Genomic DNA, 16,799 nt, shown 5'->3' on the forward strand with positions numbered 1-16,799 from the left:
TCGTCGAGGACGTACGTCGTGCGCGCGGACCGAAGGCCGGGGTGAGACGGCTTTAGAGGGCCTGCGCGTTCCACGCGCGGCAACACACCCGGTCGAAGTCATGATGCTGACGAGAGGGCCAGAACGGCTCGAGGTCGCTGCGACCCGACGCGATGTACTGGAAGCTGGCCATGCCCCCATTGAAGCAGACATCGGCGTCGCACAGCAGTGTTCTCTCACCGGTCGGTACGGACCGCTGTGTCAGCTTCCTCACGCTCCCCTTCCGTACCTGTCGTCCCTTCCCCGTGCGTACGGTCAGACCTGGCCGGCCTTCTCCAGTGCGGTGCAGCAGGTGTCGACGATCAGCCGTGTGACGACGTACGGGTCGACGTTGGCGTTCGGGCGGCGGTCCTCGATGTAGCCCTTACGGTCCTGCTCGACCTGCCACGGGATACGGACCGATGCGCCGCGGTCGGAGACGCCGTAGCTGTACTCGTTCCACGGGGCCGTCTCGTGCAGACCGGTCAGCCGGTCGTCGATGCCCGCGCCGTAGTGCTTGACGTGGTCCATCGGCTTCGAACCCTCGCCGAGCGACTCGGCCGCGGTGATGATCGCCTCGTAGCCCTCGCGCATCGCCTTCGTGGAGAAGTTGGTGTGCGCGCCCGCGCCGTTCCAGTCGCCCTTGACGGGCTTCGGGTCCAGCGTCGCGGAGACGTCGAAGTCCTCGGCGGTGCGGTAGAGCAGCCAGCGGGCGATCCACAGGTGGTCGGAGACCTCGAGCGGCGAGACCGGGCCGACCTGGAACTCCCACTGTCCCGGCATGACCTCGGCGTTGATGCCGGAGATGGCGAGGCCCGCCTTCAGGCAGTTGTCCAGGTGCTTCTCGACGATGTCACGGCCGAAGATCTCGTCGGAGCCCACACCGCAGTAGTAGCCGCCCTGCGCGGCCGGGAAGCCGCCCTCGGGGAAGCCGAGCGGACGGTGGCCGTCGAAGAAGGTGTACTCCTGCTCGATGCCGAAGACCGGCTCCTGGCCGGCGAACTGCTCGGCGACCGGGCGCAGCGAGGCACGGGTGTTGGACTCGTGCGGGGTCATGTCGATGTGGAAGACCTCGCACAGGACCAGGACGTCGTCACCGCCGCGTATCGGGTCCGGGCAGGTGAAGACCGGCTTCAGCACCCGGTCGGAGGCGTGGCCCTCGGCCTGGTTGGTGCTCGACCCGTCGAAGCCCCAGATGGGCAGCTCGGCCACGTCGGACGACGGGGTGCCGGGCATGATCTTCGTCTTGGAGCGGAGCTTGGCGGTCGGCTCGGTGCCGTCGATCCAGATGTACTCAGCCTTGAACGTCACGGAAGCCATCCTTCTGAGGGTGCTGCGGTCTATGCGTCGCAGCTTCGCAAGACGCGATTTCTCGTCCGTTGCCCTGGCGTGAACCCCGTGTTACCGACGTTTCCTGTGTGCGACGGGCTGATGGCGAGGGCCCCGGAGGCGTGGGTCACGGGGCCTCAGGAGTCATGGGTGCGCCGCCCGGCTCCACGTCGTATACGGCGTATACAGGGGGTCGCCGCCTGGGGACCACACGGCCGCACGAGGCACACTTGCCCCATGACGACAGCCGCTGCCCCCCTGCGTATCGGCCTGTCGGTACGGGCCCCTGGGCCCGCGACACCCAGGCGCCCGCCATCGCCGAGCACCCCGGCGCCGTGCTGAGCGGGGTGTGGGGCCGCCGGGCCGAGGCCGCGCAGGAGCTGGCCGACGCCCATGGCGCCACGGCGTACACCGGTGACGCGGGGCTCGACGCGCTCCTCGCCGCGAGCGACGCCGTCGCGTTCGCCCTGCCGCCGGACGTACAGGCCCCGCTGGCCGCCCGCGCCGCGGCGGCCGGCTGCCATCTGCTGATGGACAAGCCGGTGGCCACGACCGTCGCCGGCGCCCGTGAGGTGGCCGAGGCCGCCGAGCGTGCCCGGGTCGCCTCCCTCGTCTTCTGTACCCTGCGGTTCGCCCCGGAGACCTCCGCCTGGATCGCCGAACAGCACGCGAAGGGCGGCTGGTTCACCGCACACGCCCACTGGATCGGGGCGCTGTGGGCACCCGGCGCCGACAGCGCGTACGCCGCGTCCCCCTGGCGCCACGAGAAGGGCGGCCTCTGGGACGTCGGCCCGCACGCGCTGTCCGTCCTCATCCCGGTCCTGGGCGACGTCACCGGGCTGAGCGCGGCCCGGGGCCCCTCGGACACCCACCACCTGGTTCTGCGCCATGCCTCCGGTGCCTCCAGCACGGTGACGCTCGCACTGGGCGCTCCGACGGCGGCGGCCGGGGTGGGGATCGAGCTCAGGGGCGAGCACGGGACCGCGGGACTGCCCCGCTGGGACGGCGCAGTCCCCGCCTTCCGGGCGGCGGTGGACGCGCTGATCGAATCGGTGCGCACAGGGGTGGCGCACCCCTGCGACGTACGGTTCGGACTCCGGCTGACGGAACTGCTGGCGGAGGCGGAGAGCCAGGCGCGGACCCGGGCCGAGGCACAGGCCGCCCAGCCCCAGGCACAGGCGCGGGCCGGGCGGTAGCGGGCGCCGGCTACTCCGGTCCCCGCGACACCGCGGTGTGGAAGCCGTCCAGGAAGCGCCGGACGGCGGCGACCTCGGTGTCGTCGAAGCCGCGCAGCAGTTCGACGGCGCTCCCGATCACCGGTCCGAACGCCGCCCACCCCAGCTCCACCGCCTGCGGGGTCACGCTCAGCAGCACCCGCCGCCGGTCCCGCACGTCCCGGGACCGGGTGAGATGGCCCAGCCGCTCCAGCCGGTCGATGAGCGACGTGGTGCCCGCCGAATTGAGCCCGAGCTCCGCGCCGAGCCGGCCTGCCGTGACATCGGCCCCGTTCCGCCCGGCGTCGAGCAGACAGACCAGGGCCCGCACATCGGTCGGGTGCATGCCGTGCTGTGCCGCGAATTCGGCCTGGCGCAGCCCGAATTCGGTCGTGACCCTGCGCAGCAGATGGACGATCTCCATCTCGCGTTCCTGGTCGCCCATCGCCGCTCCTCAGCCTATTATCTCGTTGAGCGAGATAATAGGCTGAGGTACGGAGCCGAGGGAGAGCCCCATGACATCCACCTGGCGGCCCGGGGACGCGGCCTTCCTCGCGGCCTACGACGAGGTCATCGCGGCCCGGTGGCCCGCCGGCACGGCCCCGACCGTGGTCCCCACTCCGTACGGCACCACTCATCTCAACAGCCACGGCCCCGAGGACGGCCCGCCCGTGCTCCTGCTGCCCGGTGGCAGCGCCACCTCCACCGTGTGGTCCGCGCAGGCGGCGCGCCTGGGACGCACCCATCGCGTCCACGCGGTCGACCTCGTCGGCGAGCCGGGTCGCAGCGCACCGGGGGAGCGCCCGCTCCGCTCGGTGGCCGATCTGACGGCATGGCTCGATGCGCTGCTGGACGGTCTCGGCGTGCGGTCCGCCGCGCTCTGCGGCCACTCGTACGGCGGCTGGATCGCCCTGCGATACGCCCTGTACGCGCCCCGGCGCGTCAACCGGCTCGTCCTGGTCGACCCGACCCGCTGCTTCGCCGGCTTCCGTCCCGGCTATCTGCTGCACGCCCTGCCGATGCTGCTCAGGCCCACGGTCCGCCGCACCCGCGCCTTCCTGGCCTGGGAGACGGGAAGCGCGGCCTTCGATCCTGTCCGGGCGCGGCTGCGGGACGAGGCGGTGGGCTTCCCCGCCGTCCGTCCGGTCACCGGGCCGATGCCCTCACCCGATGAGCTGCGCGGCCTGGAGGTGGAGACGCTCGTCCTGCTCGCCGGGGACAGCCGGGCCCACGACGCGGGACGGGTCGCCGCCACAGCCGAGCGGCTGCTCCCGTACGCCGGGACGGCGACGGTCGCGGGCGCCACCCACCACTCCGTGCCGCAGGGCGACCCCGGGGCCGCCGAGATCGCCCGCCGTATCGAGGACTTCCTCAGCGCCCCAGTGCGTCCCTGACCGCCTCGTCCGTCCGTGCCACCACGGCCGAACCGTCCTGCGCGGTGATGATCGGGCGCTGGATGAGCTTCGGGTGTCCGGCCAGCGCCGCGATCCACCGCTCGCGCGAACCGGCGTCCTTCGCCCACTCCTTGATCCCGAGCTCCTTCGCCTCCGCCTCCTGGGTCCGGGTGATGTCCCACGGTTCGAGCCCGAGCCGGTCGAGCACGGCCCGGATCTCCTCGGGGGACGGCACGTCCTCCAGATAGCGGCGGACCGTGTGGTCGGCGCCCTCGGCGTCGAGCAGACTCAGCGCGCCGCGGCACTTGGAACAGGCCGGATCGATCCAGATCTCCATGGGGTCCAGGGTACGGGAGTGACCCTCGAAAAGGCCTCTGGCCAGGGGCGATTGTCAGTGCGGGACAGTAGAATAGGGGGAGTTCGTGAGGGTTCCACCACCGTGCCAGGAGGTTGCCGATGGCCGTTGCCGTAGTCACGACCGAGCCGCTCCAGATGTCCCCGCCGAAGAAGCCGCTCCCCGCGGGCCGGCCCCGCGAGTGGTATGTCTCCCACAACCGTCGCCTGAAGGCCATGCGCCTGGCGATAGCCCTGCTCGACACCGGTGTGTACCAGCCGTCGAGCGCCCACAACGCCCGGATCCGCGCCGCCGCGGACCGGCTCGCCATCCACCCGCCGTCCGACACCACCTGCCGCATGGTCCGCGCTCTGATCCGCTACGGGCGCTGACGCGGCCCTGATGTGACCGTGGCGCGGGCGGTGACCGAAACGACTCCGGCCACCGCCCGCGCCGTCCGGAAGTGTGACGTGTCACAGACAGCGCGGCGAGGCTGTGGGAACTTCAACTCTGTTACTCATCAGTTGAGTTATCGACGTGCACGCGTGAGAGGGTCGAATGAGCACTCTGCAAGCCATCACGCTCGATCAGGTGGTCGACACGGACCGCTACCCCTTGTCGGACCCCGGAAGTACCGGATCCCGCGCCGTGGTGGCGCGGGCGCGGCGCGAACTGGCCGAGGTCGGCTGCACCGTACTGCCGGACTTCGTCCGGCCCTCGCTCCACGACGTCCTGCGGCAGGAGTGCGCATCCCTCGCCCCCGAGGCGTACTTCGACGTCGAGACGGTCAACGTCTACAACATCGACGTGGACGCGGACCTGCCCGAACACCACCCCGGCCGGCGCACCTTCGAGCGCGGCAACGCGTTCGTGGCCCGCGACCGCATCCCAGGGGACTCCCTCATCGGCAGGCTCTACGCCGACGAGGCGTTCCAGCGCTTCGTCGCCGACTGCTTCGGGCTGCCACGCCTGTACGAGCTCGCCGACCCCCTGTCCGGTCTCGTACTCAACGTCGTACGGCCCGGCATGGAGCATCCCTGGCACTTCGACACCAACGAGTACACGGTCAGCATGCTGACCCAGGAGGCGCAGGAGGGCGGGTCCTTCGAGTACTGCCCGAACATCAGGTCCGCCGAGGACGAGCGCTTCGACGACGTCCGGGACGTCCTGGACGGCCGCGGCGCACCGAAGCCCGAGCGTCTGCCCCTGCGGCCCGGCGACCTCCAGCTGTTCAAGGGCCGGTACTCGCTGCACCGGGTCAGCCCCGTCCGGGGCGGCCGGGCACGCCACAGCGCGATCTTCGCCTACAGCGAGCGCCCCGGCGTCATCGGGAGCGTGGCGCGCTCCAAGCAGCTCTTCGGCCGTGTCCTGCCCGAACACCTGGCGGCGGAAGGGCGGGCGGTGCGGGGCGACCAGCTGCTGGACTGACCGGAGCACGGCGAACGGTTCAGGCACAGTCACGCGCCACCCACCGAGGAGAAGCCCCTTGCGTTTCGACGCGTCCGGAAAAGTCTCGCTGGACCACATCTACACCGCGCCCGACCCCCGCACGTACTTCCAGGTGCTCCGCCCGCTCGGCTACTGCGTCCCGCAACTGGCCAAGCCCTACTTCGGCAAGCTCGTCAAGGAGTACCGAGAGGCGGAAGGGGTGGCCGCCCCCCGGGTGCTGGACATCGGCTGCTCGTACGGGATCAACGCCGCCCTGCTCAAGTACGACGCCACCATGGACGAGCTGTACGCACGCTACGACGGCAGCGGACCCGGATCCCGCGCGGGACTGCTGGAGCGCGACCGCGCGCTCTCCCGCTCCCGCAGCCCCGCGAACCCCCTGCGCTTCACCGGCCTCGACGCCTCCGTCAGCGCCCTGGCCTACGCCCACGAGGCGGGGTTCCTGGACGACACCGTCAACGCCGACCTGGAGACGGACGACCCCACCCCCGCGCAGCGCGCCCGCCTCGCCGGGACGGACCTCGTGATCTCGACGGGCTGCATCGGCTATGTCACCGAGCGCACCCTCACCCGAGTCGTCCGCGTACAGGAGGGCCGCCTCCCCTGGATGGCGCACTTCGTGCTGCGGATGTTCCCCTTCGACCCCGTCGAGGAGGCCCTGGACGCGCTCGGCTACCGGACGACGCGGGTCGACGAGGTCTTCAAGCAGCGGCGGTTCGCGGGCCCGCAGGAACAGCGAGGCGTCCTGGAGAGCCTCGCCGCGTCCGGTGTGGACGCGAGCGGCCTCGAGGAGGACGGCTGGCTCTACGCTCAGCTCTATCTCTCCAGACCGCAGAACAGGTAGACGGCCCCGCCCGCAACCGCCCGCCTCACCCCACCCACCGAACTCACCGAGAAGAGAGCCGCATTGAACGTCAGTCAGGAAGCAGCAGCCGGCGCGACCTTCGCCCGTGAAGGCACCCTTCCGCGCGTGCCGCTGCCCACGCTGGAGGCGAGCTGCGAGAGGTTCCTCGCCTGGTGCGCCCCACTGCTGACCGCCGAGGAGCGGGCCACGACGGAGGCCGAGGTCACCGCCTTCCTGCGGCCCGGCGGCCCCGGCAGGACCCTGCACGCGGCGCTGGAGGAGTACGACGCGACCGAGGGCGTGCACAGCTGGCTGGACACGTTCTGGCCGTACCGCTACCTCGGCCGCCGGGACCGTATCGCGCTGAACGCCAACTTCTTCTTCCTGTTCCAGGACACCGGCCAGGGGCAGCTCGACCGGGCGGCCGGGCTCGTCGCCGGGGCGCTGCACTACAAGCGGCGGCTGGACGAGGGGCTGATCGCGCCGGTGGAGCAGCGCGGCGTTCCCCAGTCGATGGTGCAGAACACCTACCTCTTCTCCACGACGCGTATCCCCGGGGTGCCGCTGGACACGGTGCGCGCCCCGTACAGCGAGCAGGAGCCCGGGCCGTCCACGGCCCGGCACATCGTGGTGTTCTTCCGCGGCACCATGTTCCGGCTGGACGTGCTCGGCCCCGACGGCGCCCCGCACACCCTCGACGAGATCGAGGCCGCGCTGCGCGCCGTCACCAAGGCCGACGTCCACACGGCGCCGACGGACCGGGTCGGCCATCTCACCACCATGGCGCGCGCCGCATGGGCGGACACCAGGGCGTCCCTCGCCGACGGCAGCCCCGGCAACGCCCGGGCGCTGGAGGACATCGAGACCGCGCTGTTCTGCGTCTGCCTGGAGGACTTCGCACCCGAGGACACCCAGGCCGTCTGCGACGAGCTGCTCCACGGGGACCGCGGCAACCGCTGGTTCGACAAGGCGGTCTCCTTCGTCGTCTACGCGGACGGCCGGGCCGGCATCAACGTCGAGCACTGCGAGCTGGACGGCACGACCGTCCTCAGCTTCACCGACGCCCTCCTCGGCACCTCGCCGGACGAGCACTCCCGCCGCTCGGGAGCGCGCCCGCAGGGCGAGCCGGTGCCGCACCCCCTGGTCTTCGAACTGGACGCGCCCCTGCGGGCGCAGGTGCGCGACGCGGCCGATGCGTTCGCCGCGTACGGCGCGGACACCGCCACCCGCACCGTGTCGTTCGGCGACTTCGGCAGCACCGCGGCGAAGGCGCTCGGGGTGTCGCCCGACGCCTTCGTGCAGGCCGCGTACCAGCTGGCCCACCAGCGGGCGAAGGGCCGCCTGGGGGCCACGTACGAGTCGATCGCCACCCGGCAGTACCGCCACGGCCGCACCGAGGCGATGCGCGTCGTCACCCCGGAGATGCCCGTCTTCGTCGCGGCGATGGAGGACCCGGCGGCGGACCGCGACACCCGGCGGGCTGCGTTCAGGGCCGCCGCCGGAGCCCATGTGGCGCGGGCGAAGGAGTGCCAGGCGGGGGACGCCCCCGAGCAGCACCTCTGGGAGCTGGAGCTGATCCAGCGCCGCCGCGGTGACGCGCTGGGTGTGCCCGAACAGCCCGCCCTGTACCGCTCGCCGGGCTGGGTCACGATGCGGGACGACTATCTGAGCACCAGCTCGGCGCCGTCCGAGAACATCCAGTACTTCGGTTTCGGCTCCACGAGCAGCCGCTGCATCGGCGTCGCGTACGTCCTGCTGCCGGACCGCTTCAACCTCTACCTGAGCACTCCGCGCGCGGTGGCCGGCCAGATGCACGCCTTCGCCGACCACCTCCGCGACGCGGTCACCGAGCTGCGCGAGCTGCTGGCGGACTGAGCAGGGCCGGGCCACCGGGGGAGGGGCGCCGCGTGCGGATCCCCTTCCCCGGGCTCAGTGAGCCGTGCCCGTCCCGAAGGCATCGGCCCCGGTGAGCTCGGCCGACAGCTTCCACAGCCGCGCGGCGCTGTCCGGATCCATGGCCCAGGAGCTCACCCCGGCGCCCAGCACCGTGCCAGGCGCCGCGGGCTCCGCGATGTCGCAGTCCTCGCAGTACACCCCGCCGAGCCCCGCGAGCCGGCGCGACGTCGCCGCCCACACCTGCGTGGCCGCGCCCTGCTCGGGCGTCTTCCAACCGCCGTTCGTCTCGCTCTCGGCCATCGACCGCGTCAGCTCGTCCAGATCCGACTGCGACATGTGACGGCCCAACTCGGTCATGATGGTGCCCGGGTGCAGGGAGAACGCCCGGACCCCGGAGTCCCGCCCCAGGGCGTCCAGGTGCAGCGCGAACAGGGCGTTCGCCGTCTTCGCCTGCCCGTACGCCAGCCACTTGTCGTAGCCCTGCTCGAAATGCGGGTCGTCCCAGCGGATGTCCGAGAGCTGGTGTCCGTTGGATGACACGGAGACCACGCGCGCGCCCCCACGGGCGATGGCCGGCCAGAGATGGTTGACCAGGGCGTGGTGTCCCAGGTGATTGGTGGCGAACTGGGCCTCCCAGCCCGGGCCGACGCGGGTTTTTGGGCTGGCCATGATGCCCGCGTTGTTGATCATCAGGTCGATGGAGCGGCCCGATTCGAGGAACCGCCCGGCGAAGGCCCGTACGCTGTCCAGGTCGCCCAGGTCCAGGGTGTCCACCTCCACCCCTGCGATGCCCTCCACCGCCTTGACCGCGGCCTCGCGCCGCCGCGCGGGGACGACGACGCGCGCCCCGGCCGCGGCGAGGGCCCGCGTCGTCTCCAGACCGAGCCCCGAGTATCCGCCGGTCACGACGGCGAGCTTCCCGGACAGATCGGTGCCCCGCAGCACGTCCGTGGTGGTACTGCCCGGACCGAACCCTGAGTTGATGCCGTGCTGTTCAGTGGTCATGCCGCGAACCTACGAATTGGAGCGCACTCCAACGCAAGTCCCCCGCCGGGGCGGAGCCCCGTGTCCGGCGCCGGACGTGTGTCAGATGTTGACGCCGAAGTCGGCCGCGATGCCCGCGAGCCCGGAGGCGTAGCCCTGGCCCACCGCGCGGAACTTCCACTCGCTGCCGTGGCGGTAGAGCTCGCCGAAGACCATGGCGGTCTCCGTCGATGCGTCCTCGCTCAGGTCGTAGCGCGCCAGCTCGGCGTTGTCGGACCGGTTGATCACCCGGATGAAGGCGTTACGGACCTGGCCGAAGCTCTGCCCGCGCGCGGTGGCGTCATGGATGGAGACCGGGAAGACGATCTTCGTGACCTCGGCCGGCACGGACGCCAGGTCCACATTGATCGACTCGTCGTCGCCCTCGCCCTCTCCGGTGAGGTTGTCACCGGTGTGCTGGACCGAACCGTCCGGGCTGTTGAGGTTGTTGTAGAAGACGAAGTGGCGGTCGGAGACGACCTTGCCTGCTTCGCCGCACATCAGGGCGCTGGCATCGAGGTCGTGATCCGCACCTGTGGTGGTGCGCACGTCCCAGCCGAGTCCGACCGTCACGGCGGTGAGGCCGGGGGCCTCCTTGCTCAGCGATACGTTGCCGCCCTTGGCCAGGCTGACTCCCACGGTGATCCTCCATTTGTTTCTGGTCTGTCGTCATCCGGTCCAACGCCGGAGCAGCCTCTATGGTTCCATCAATTGCGCAACTTTGAAACTATTGATGCATGCCGTGGAGGTACTGGTGCTACGGGACCGCGACGGCTCGGGAGGTGGTGGCGTGTTCGCCGATGTGGGTGTGCTGGAACTGGTCACGCTGGTGATCCTCGCTCTCGTCCTGTTCGGCCCGGACAAGCTGCCGGAGGCGATCAGGACGGTGTCCGCGGTCATGAGGAAGTTCCGGGAATTCTCCGAGACCGCGAAACACGAGGTGCGGTCCGGGCTGGGCCCGGAGTTCGAGGACTTCGAGTTCGAGGACCTGGACCCGCGGACATTCGTGCGCAAGCACGTGCTGGACAGCGACGGCCTGGCTCTCGACGAGATCCGTCACGCCCTGGACCCGCGCCCGGAACTGAAGGAGGTCATGAGTGACGCGTTCGACGCGGAGCCGGTCTCCCTGCGGAAGGACGGGGACCGGGCGGTGGCCGGGCGCCCTTCGGTCGACCCGGACGCCACCTGACCCGTGCCGGTGGTGGGGCCGCGGGCACGGGTTAGGTGGCCCCGGTGCCGGGGTGGGGCGGTCAGCCGACGCTGACGCCGTAGTCGGTGGCGATGCCGCCCAGCCCCGAGGCGTAGCCCTGTCCGATGGCGCGGAACTTCCACTCGCCGCCCCTGCGGTAGAGGGCGCCGAAGACCATCGCGGTCTCGCCGGCCGCGTCGTAGGAGAGCTCGTACCTGCACATCTCCCGGCCGGTGAGGTTGTCCACGACCCGGATGAAGGCCTCGTCGACCTGGCCGAAGTTCTGGCCGCGTTCCTCGGCCGCGTGGATGGACACGGCGAAGACGACCTGGCCGGTCTCGTCGCCGAGGCGGTCGAGGTCGATGAGGATCTGCTCGTCGTCGCCCTCGCCCTCTCCGGTGAGGTTGTCGCCGGTGTGCCGGACCGCCCCGTCGGGGCTGGCAAGGTTGTTGTAGAAGACGAAGTGGTCGTCGGACGCGACCTTCAGGTCCGCGCCGCAGACGATCGCGGACGCGTCCAGGTCGAAGTCCGTACCGCCGACCGGCCGGGCGTCCCAGCCCAGGCCGACGGTGACGTCCGCGAGCGCGGTGCCGTCCTGGTTGAGGACGACGTTCTGGCCCTTGGTGAGGCTGACGCCCATGTGCGTTGCTTCTCCCGAGTCGAGACGTTCCGGAATCCGGTGTGGGCCGTTCCGGTGTGATGGATTCACGATAGTTTATGACATGCGCAACTATTAATGTGTTGGGTATGACTGGAGACGTTACGACGGTGTGGGAAGTGGCGGTGCTCGACGGCGGGCCCGCCGACGGGCTGCGGATGAGGGTCGCCGACCGGCCCGGGGTGGTGCAGGTCACCTGCCCCTGCGAGGTGGACGGCCCGCATCCGCAGCCGGGGGTGCGGGTGGACGCGCTGTACGTCTACCGGCGCAGGCCAGGGGTGCGGGGCGAGCCGCTGCGTTACGGCTTCGACGCGGCCAGCCCCTGACGTCCCGGCGGGGGCGCGCGCTCACCTGACCTGGGTGCCGCCCTCGGGTGCGGCCGGCCGCTCGGGTGCGGCTGGCTGCTCGGGTGCGGCTGGCTGCTCGGCTGCGGCCGGCTGCTCGGAGGGGGCGCCGCCGGGTGCGGCACCGGGCGCGGCGCCGCTGGACGCCGCGCCTTCCTCCTTCATCGCCTTCGTCTCGCTCTTGAGGATCCGCAGGGACTGGCCCAGTGCGCGTGCGGAGTCCGGGAGCTTCTTCGAGCCGAACAGCATGATGACCACGATCCCCAGCACCAGCAGGTGCCAGGGTTCCAGTCCGTTGCGGAGCATGGTCACCCCGTCCTTTCTGTCGTCGGCGCGGGCCCGCGCACCACCGGGGTGCGAAGCACGCTTCAAAGATTGCTAGATTGCGCAACTGTACAAGCTTGGGACGGATTCATTCGTCCCCTCCGCCGGAGCCGGACGAATGGGGCGTACAGATGGCAGGCAGTCACCGGGCGAAAGCAGCCGCACCCCGGCGCGGCACGGGGGCCGGCAGGGCCTCAGGCCGGCGGCCGAGGCGGTCCCGGATACGGACCGTCCTCGTCACGGCGGTCTCGCTGCTCGTGCTCGTGACGGCCGGTGCGGGCTGGGCGTATCTCAAGATCAGCGGCAACATCGACACCTTCGGCGCGGACGGGATCTCCGACGACCGGCCCGCCACCACCGACGGGCAGAACGTCCTGGTGATCGGTTCGGACGCCAGGACCGGAGGGAACAGCGAACTGGGCGGCGGGGACAAGAACGACGTCGGCCGCTCCGACACCGCGTTCCTGCTGCACGTCTACGCCGACAGCCGGCACGCCGTCGCGGTGTCCGTTCCCCGCGACACCCTGCTCGACATCCCGCCGTGCAAGCTGCCCGACGGCAGTTGGACCGAGACCAGGCACCAGGCCATGTTCAACGAGGCGTACGCCATGGGCAGTACGGCCGAGGGCAACCCCGCCTGCACCCAGAACACCGTCGAGAGCCTCACCGGCCTGCGCGTCGATCACACCGTGGTCGTCGACTTCAACGGCTTCTCGGAGCTGACGGAGGTCGTCGGCGGCGTGGAGGTGTGTGTGCCTCAGGACATCTACCAGCAGGATCTGAACCCCGGCCGCACCACGCGCGGCAAGCGCATTTTCGCCGAAGGGGTGCAGAAGGTCTCCGGCCGGAAGGCCCTGGACTACGTGCGCATCCGGCACGGCATCGGCGACGGCTCCGACATAGGCCGCATCAAACGGCAGCAGGCCTTCGTCGGCAGTCTCCTCAAGAAGGTGAAGAGCGACGGGCTCACGCCCACGAAACTGCTCCCGCTGGCGGACGCGGCGACGACCTCCATGACCGTCGACCCCGGCCTCGGATCGGCCGACAAACTGGTCTCCTTCGCGATGTCGCTGAAGGACATCGATCTGCAGAACACCGAGTTCGTCACCGTCCCCTGGCGGTACGAGGGCGCGCGTGTGGCGATCGTCGAACCGGACGCCGGTGCGCTGTGGGCAGCGCTGAAGGCCGACCGCACCCTGGAGGGGGAGGACGCCGGCGGCGGGAGCGACGGGGAGAAGAAGAGTCCCGCCCAGCATTCCACCCCCTCGCCGGACGCCGGCGAGCGGATCTCCGGCGAGGGCATCTCCGCCACCGTCCACAACGGCACCCTGGTCACCGGACTCGCCGCCCGAGCGGCATCCGTCCTGGAAGAGGCCGGTGTCACCGTCACCGGCACGGCGACGGCGGGCAGCCAGGACCACAGCACCACAGTGATCGAGTACGGGCCCGGCCGGAAGGAGGAGGCGGAGACGCTCGCCCGGCTCCTCGGCACCGGGGAACTCCGCTCCTCCACAGCTGAAGGCCTGGACGTCGTACTCGGGCAGTCCTACGCCGATCAGGCCACCGGCGATCCCTCCGGTGAGGAGTCCCCGGAGGCCTCCCCGGCCCCCTCGGGGGTGCCGACCGAGGTCGCCGAGGGCGCGCGTTCCGCCGACCAGGACCTGTGCGAGGGACTCTCGTACGGATGATCCGGGCGCCGCTACGCCCCCTCGTAGCGGGACCGGGCCACCGAGAGTGCCGCCGTGTACAGCGCGAGGACCGCGGCGAGCAGCGGGTAGTACAGGGGCGGCAGCGCGGTCATCCCCAGCAGCGGCCCGAGCGGGGAGGGCGGCAGCAGGATGCCGATCACGGCGAGCCCGGCGGCGGCCCAGCGCACGGGGCTCGCCGTGGCGCCCCGGCCGGTGCGGCGGGCGGTGCGCAGCAGCAGCATCACCAGGGCCTGGGTGAGCAGGTTCTCGGTGAACCACCCGGCATGGAAGGCTGCCTCGTCGGCGTGGGCGGCATCGTGCAGGGCCAGCGCGAGTACACCGAAGGTGGCCAGGTCCGCCGCGGCCCCCAGCATCCCGAAACCGGTGATGAAGCGCAGGAAGCGGCGCGGTTGCAGCACCGTGGGCCGCCGGAGTGCGGAGGGGTGCAGCCGGTCGAAGGCGAAGGCGAGCTGGGCGGCGTCGAAGCACAGGTTCTGGACCAGGATCTGCGCCGGGAGCATCGGCAGGAACGGCAGCATCAGACCGGTCGAGAGCATCGCGATCACGTTGCCCAGGTTGGAGGAGAGCGTGATGCGCAGATAGCTGGCGATGTTCACACTGCTGTACCGGCCCGCGGTGATCGCGTGGGCGATGGCCGTGAGGTCCTTCTCGGCCAGGACCACATCGGCGCTCTCGCGGACGACGTCCACGGCGTCGCGCGGACAGACCCCGACATCGGCCGCGTGGAGCGCCGGCAGGTCGTTGACGCCGTCGCCGAGGAACCCCGTGGTGTGTCCGTCGGCGCGCAGCACGGAGATGATCCGGGCCTTGTGCTCGGGAGCGCAGCGCGCGAAGACGGTGGTGCGGCGGGCGAGTTCCGCGAGCTCCTCGTCCGGCATGCCGTCGATGGCGTCGGCGGAGAGTACGTCGCCTGGGTCGAGCCCCAGATCCCCGCAGGCGCGGGCCGCCGTGCCCGGGTGGTCACCCGTGAGGACCTTGACGGCCACGCCCCGGTCGGCGAAGACCTCCAGGGCGTCCGCAGCGGTCGGCGCGAGGGCGTCGCGCAGGGCGACGAAGCCGATGAGCGTGAGGCCACGCTCGTCGGCCGGGGTGTAGTCGCGGCTGCGGGCATGGCGTTCGCAGGTCGCGACGGCGAGCAGCCGCAGGCCGCTTCGCGCCTCCCGCGCGGCGAGCGCGAGCAGCCGCGCCCGCTCGTCCTCGGTCAGCGCGCAGCGCTCCAGCACGTCCTCCGCCGCGCCCTTGACGACCATCGTGTGAAGTCCGAGGCGGCCTGGGCGGCGTACGACGGCGGTGGACAGACGCCGTACCGGATCGAAGGGCAGCGCGGCCACACCCTCGTACGCCAGTGGCTCGTCCTCGTCGACGGCGTCCAGGATCGCCTCGTCCAGGGCGTCGGGCGCGGGCAGGTCGGCGAGCTGGAGCGTCCACCAGGCATTGACGCCTGCCCAGTGCAGCACCTCACGGTCCGGACGGCCCCGCACGTCGAGCGCGTGGTGCAGGACCGGCCGGTCCTGGGTGAGGGTGCCCGTCTTGTCGAGGCACAGCACATCGACCGCGCCGAGATCGTGCAGCGCGGGGAGCCGCTTGACGATGACCCGGTGGTCCCGGGCGAGGAGGGACGCCCCACGGGCCAGGGCGGTGGTGACGATGACCGGCAGCATCTCGGGGGTGAGCCCGACGGCGACCGCCACCGCGAACGGCAGCGTCTCGAACCCCCGGCCGTGCAGCGCCGCGTTGGCCATGAGCACCAGGGGCGGGGTCAGCAGCATGAAGCGGATGAGGACCCAGGAGATCCCGTGCACCGACCGGTCGAACGCACTGGCCACGCGCTGGCCCGGACCGCTCTGGGTGGCGGCGAAACGGGTGTGCGACCCGGTCGACACGACGACAGCCGTACCGCTGCCCGATGCCACGCTGCTGCCCTGGAAGCACAGCTGCGGCTGGTCGAACGGTCCGCCCCGCGGCTCCGGCGCGTCGACGGGATACCTGGCCACCGGCGCCGACTCACCCGTCAGCGGGGCCTGGTGCACGGTGAGGCCGCTCGCGCGCAGGATCCGCACATCGGCGGGAACCAGATCGCCGGGGCCGAGACGCACCACATCGCCGGGCACCAGCTCGTCGACCGGGATCTCCCGTGACCGGGGCGCCTCATCGTCGGCCGACCGCCGCAGCACGGTCGCCGTGGTCGCGACGAGACTGCGCAGCGCGGCCACGGACCGGTCGGCCCGGCGCTCCCCGCCCGCGCGCAGCACACAGCTGACCACCACCAGCGAGAGGATCACGCTCGCGGTGCCCCAGGCCGCCACGACGGCCGACACCAGCCCCAGACACAGCAGCACCACGGTGAACGGATCCCGCAGGCTCCCCACGAGCCGGCGCGGCCAGGAGGCCGTGCGCCACGAGGGAACCGTGTTCTCTCCGAACCTGGCGAGCCGCTCCTCGGCCTCCTCCTCGACGAGCCCGCGGGGCCCGCTGTCGAGATGCCGCAGCACCTGGAGGGACGTGAGCTCGGGCCAGGGCGGCGGCCCGTCGCCCGGCCCGAGGTCCGTACCCACAGCCTGTCGCGCCCACCGCTCCCCGGGGCCCGCAGGATCGGTGTTTCCTGCCGTCGCGCTCTCAGGCACCGAGGTCACGGAGACGGGGCGCCGCATCACGCGCGGCACGGGTGGTCAGCTGGCCGATCATCAGCCGTACCACCGTCACCACGTCGGCGTCGTCGACGTAATACACCTGCCGCCGCCCCTCCCGCCGGGAACGTACGAGACCGGCGAGCTTCAGCTTCGTCAGATGCTGGCTCACCGCGGGCAGCGCTCCGCCCACGCGGTGGGCCAGCCCGCTCACGTCGCTCTCACCCTCGGCCAGGGCCCACACGATGTGCAGCCGCGGCGGCGATGCCAGCAGCCCGAACGCCGCAGCCGCGTCCGCCAGCACCTCGGCGGGCGGATCGTCGGAGTTCCCTGCTGCCACCTGCGCGCTCCTGTCCGGCCTGGGCCGCACTGCCGGGCCCGAAGAATCTCAGTGTAGGTGCCCGACGAATCGGTCCTCCGCCCCGGCGGAGGCCGGAGGCGGCGGGG

General features: G+C 71.4%; 17 protein-coding genes and 1 pseudogene. 9 read left to right on the forward strand and 9 right to left on the reverse strand.

Annotated features, from left to right (window positions below):
* Positions 1 to 294 precede the first annotated feature (294 nt).
* Positions 295 to 1,329: a glutamine synthetase gene (gene glnII / locus AB0C75_RS28555; RefSeq protein WP_362894602.1), complete on the reverse strand. Its 1,035-nt coding sequence runs from the start codon at positions 1,327 to 1,329 to the stop codon at positions 295 to 297.
* 255 nt (positions 1,330 to 1,584) lie between these two features.
* Between glnII and AB0C75_RS28560 the strand changes: the two are divergent.
* Positions 1,585 to 2,543, forward strand: a pseudogene (locus AB0C75_RS28560) (Gfo/Idh/MocA family oxidoreductase).
* A 10-nt stretch (positions 2,544 to 2,553) separates the two neighbouring features.
* On the opposite strand, the gene AB0C75_RS28565 reads toward AB0C75_RS28560, so the two are convergent.
* Entirely contained in the window at positions 2,554 to 3,006 is a 453-nt protein-coding gene (locus tag AB0C75_RS28565) for a MarR family winged helix-turn-helix transcriptional regulator (RefSeq protein WP_362894603.1), read from the reverse strand.
* Between the two features lie 70 nt (positions 3,007 to 3,076).
* On the opposite strand from AB0C75_RS28565, the gene AB0C75_RS28570 reads away from it, so the two are divergent.
* Complete coding sequence (locus AB0C75_RS28570; RefSeq protein WP_362894604.1) at positions 3,077 to 3,955, forward strand: alpha/beta hydrolase; 879 nt, start codon at positions 3,077 to 3,079, stop codon at positions 3,953 to 3,955.
* Here AB0C75_RS28570 and AB0C75_RS28575 read toward each other — a convergent pair.
* On the reverse strand, positions 3,933 to 4,292 hold the full coding sequence (locus AB0C75_RS28575; protein WP_362894605.1) for an ArsC/Spx/MgsR family protein: 360 nt from the start codon (positions 4,290 to 4,292) through the stop codon (positions 3,933 to 3,935). The genes AB0C75_RS28570 and AB0C75_RS28575 overlap by 23 nt on opposite strands.
* 119 nt (positions 4,293 to 4,411) lie before the next feature.
* On the opposite strand from AB0C75_RS28575, the gene AB0C75_RS28580 reads away from it, so the two are divergent.
* The 4 genes from AB0C75_RS28580 (at position 4,412) to AB0C75_RS28595 (ending at position 8,457) form a co-directional block, all read left to right on the forward strand.
* The gene (locus tag AB0C75_RS28580) at positions 4,412 to 4,681 is read left to right on the forward strand and encodes a hypothetical protein (protein WP_362894606.1); all 270 of its coding nucleotides are present in this window, start codon (positions 4,412 to 4,414) and stop codon (positions 4,679 to 4,681) included.
* Positions 4,682 to 4,847: 166 nt separating this feature from the next.
* Positions 4,848 to 5,717: an arpA protein gene (locus AB0C75_RS28585; RefSeq protein WP_362894607.1), complete on the forward strand. Its 870-nt coding sequence runs from the start codon at positions 4,848 to 4,850 to the stop codon at positions 5,715 to 5,717.
* 58 nt (positions 5,718 to 5,775) lie between these two features.
* On the forward strand, positions 5,776 to 6,582 hold the full coding sequence (locus AB0C75_RS28590; RefSeq protein WP_362894608.1) for a class I SAM-dependent methyltransferase: 807 nt from the start codon (positions 5,776 to 5,778) through the stop codon (positions 6,580 to 6,582).
* 63 nt (positions 6,583 to 6,645) lie between these two features.
* Entirely contained in the window at positions 6,646 to 8,457 is a 1,812-nt protein-coding gene (locus tag AB0C75_RS28595; RefSeq protein WP_362894609.1) for a choline/carnitine O-acyltransferase, read from the forward strand.
* Positions 8,458 to 8,511: 54 nt separating this feature from the next.
* Here AB0C75_RS28595 and AB0C75_RS28600 read toward each other — a convergent pair whose 3' ends face one another.
* Positions 8,512 to 9,483: an SDR family NAD(P)-dependent oxidoreductase gene (locus tag AB0C75_RS28600; RefSeq protein ID WP_362894610.1), complete on the reverse strand. Its 972-nt coding sequence runs from the start codon at positions 9,481 to 9,483 to the stop codon at positions 8,512 to 8,514.
* A gap of 81 nt (positions 9,484 to 9,564) precedes the next feature.
* A complete protein-coding gene (locus tag AB0C75_RS28605; protein WP_362894611.1) occupies positions 9,565 to 10,140 on the reverse strand; it encodes a TerD family protein in 576 nt (191 codons plus the stop codon).
* A 151-nt stretch (positions 10,141 to 10,291) separates the two neighbouring features.
* Between AB0C75_RS28605 and AB0C75_RS28610 the strand changes: the two genes are divergently transcribed.
* The gene (locus tag AB0C75_RS28610) at positions 10,292 to 10,690 is read left to right on the forward strand and encodes a sec-independent translocase (protein WP_362894635.1); all 399 of its coding nucleotides are present in this window, start codon (positions 10,292 to 10,294) and stop codon (positions 10,688 to 10,690) included.
* 61 nt (positions 10,691 to 10,751) lie between these two features.
* Here AB0C75_RS28610 and AB0C75_RS28615 read toward each other — a convergent pair whose 3' ends face one another.
* A complete protein-coding gene (locus tag AB0C75_RS28615) occupies positions 10,752 to 11,330 on the reverse strand; it encodes a TerD family protein (protein ID WP_362894612.1) in 579 nt (192 codons plus the stop codon).
* A gap of 107 nt (positions 11,331 to 11,437) precedes the next feature.
* On the opposite strand from AB0C75_RS28615, the gene AB0C75_RS28620 reads away from it, so the two are divergent.
* Positions 11,438 to 11,674 (forward strand): hypothetical protein, encoded by a 237-nt coding sequence (locus AB0C75_RS28620; RefSeq protein ID WP_362894613.1) that lies wholly within the window; start codon positions 11,438 to 11,440, stop codon positions 11,672 to 11,674.
* Positions 11,675 to 11,695: 21 nt separating this feature from the next.
* Here the strand turns inward: AB0C75_RS28620 and tatA are convergent, their stop codons facing one another.
* Positions 11,696 to 11,998: a Sec-independent protein translocase subunit TatA gene (gene tatA, locus AB0C75_RS28625; protein WP_362894614.1), complete on the reverse strand. Its 303-nt coding sequence runs from the start codon at positions 11,996 to 11,998 to the stop codon at positions 11,696 to 11,698.
* A 149-nt stretch (positions 11,999 to 12,147) separates the two neighbouring features.
* Between tatA and AB0C75_RS28630 the strand changes: the two genes are divergently transcribed.
* A complete protein-coding gene (locus tag AB0C75_RS28630) occupies positions 12,148 to 13,704 on the forward strand; it encodes an LCP family protein (protein ID WP_362894615.1) in 1,557 nt (518 codons plus the stop codon).
* An 11-nt stretch (positions 13,705 to 13,715) separates the two neighbouring features.
* On the opposite strand, the gene mgtA is transcribed toward AB0C75_RS28630, so the two are convergent.
* Positions 13,716 to 16,376, reverse strand: a complete 2,661-nt coding sequence (mgtA, locus tag AB0C75_RS28635; protein WP_362894636.1) for a magnesium-translocating P-type ATPase — start codon at positions 16,374 to 16,376, stop codon at positions 13,716 to 13,718.
* Positions 16,342 to 16,692 carry a metalloregulator ArsR/SmtB family transcription factor gene (locus AB0C75_RS28640; protein ID WP_362894616.1) on the reverse strand — a complete coding sequence of 117 codons (351 nt, stop codon included), beginning with the start codon at positions 16,690 to 16,692 and terminating at the stop codon, positions 16,342 to 16,344. Before AB0C75_RS28640 ends, mgtA begins: the two co-directional genes overlap by 35 nt.
* Between the last annotated feature and the right edge of the window lie 107 nt (positions 16,693 to 16,799).

It is taken from the genome of Streptomyces sp. NPDC048565, assembly GCF_040650935.1.
Taxonomy (GTDB): Bacteria; Actinomycetota; Actinomycetes; order Streptomycetales; family Streptomycetaceae; genus Streptomyces.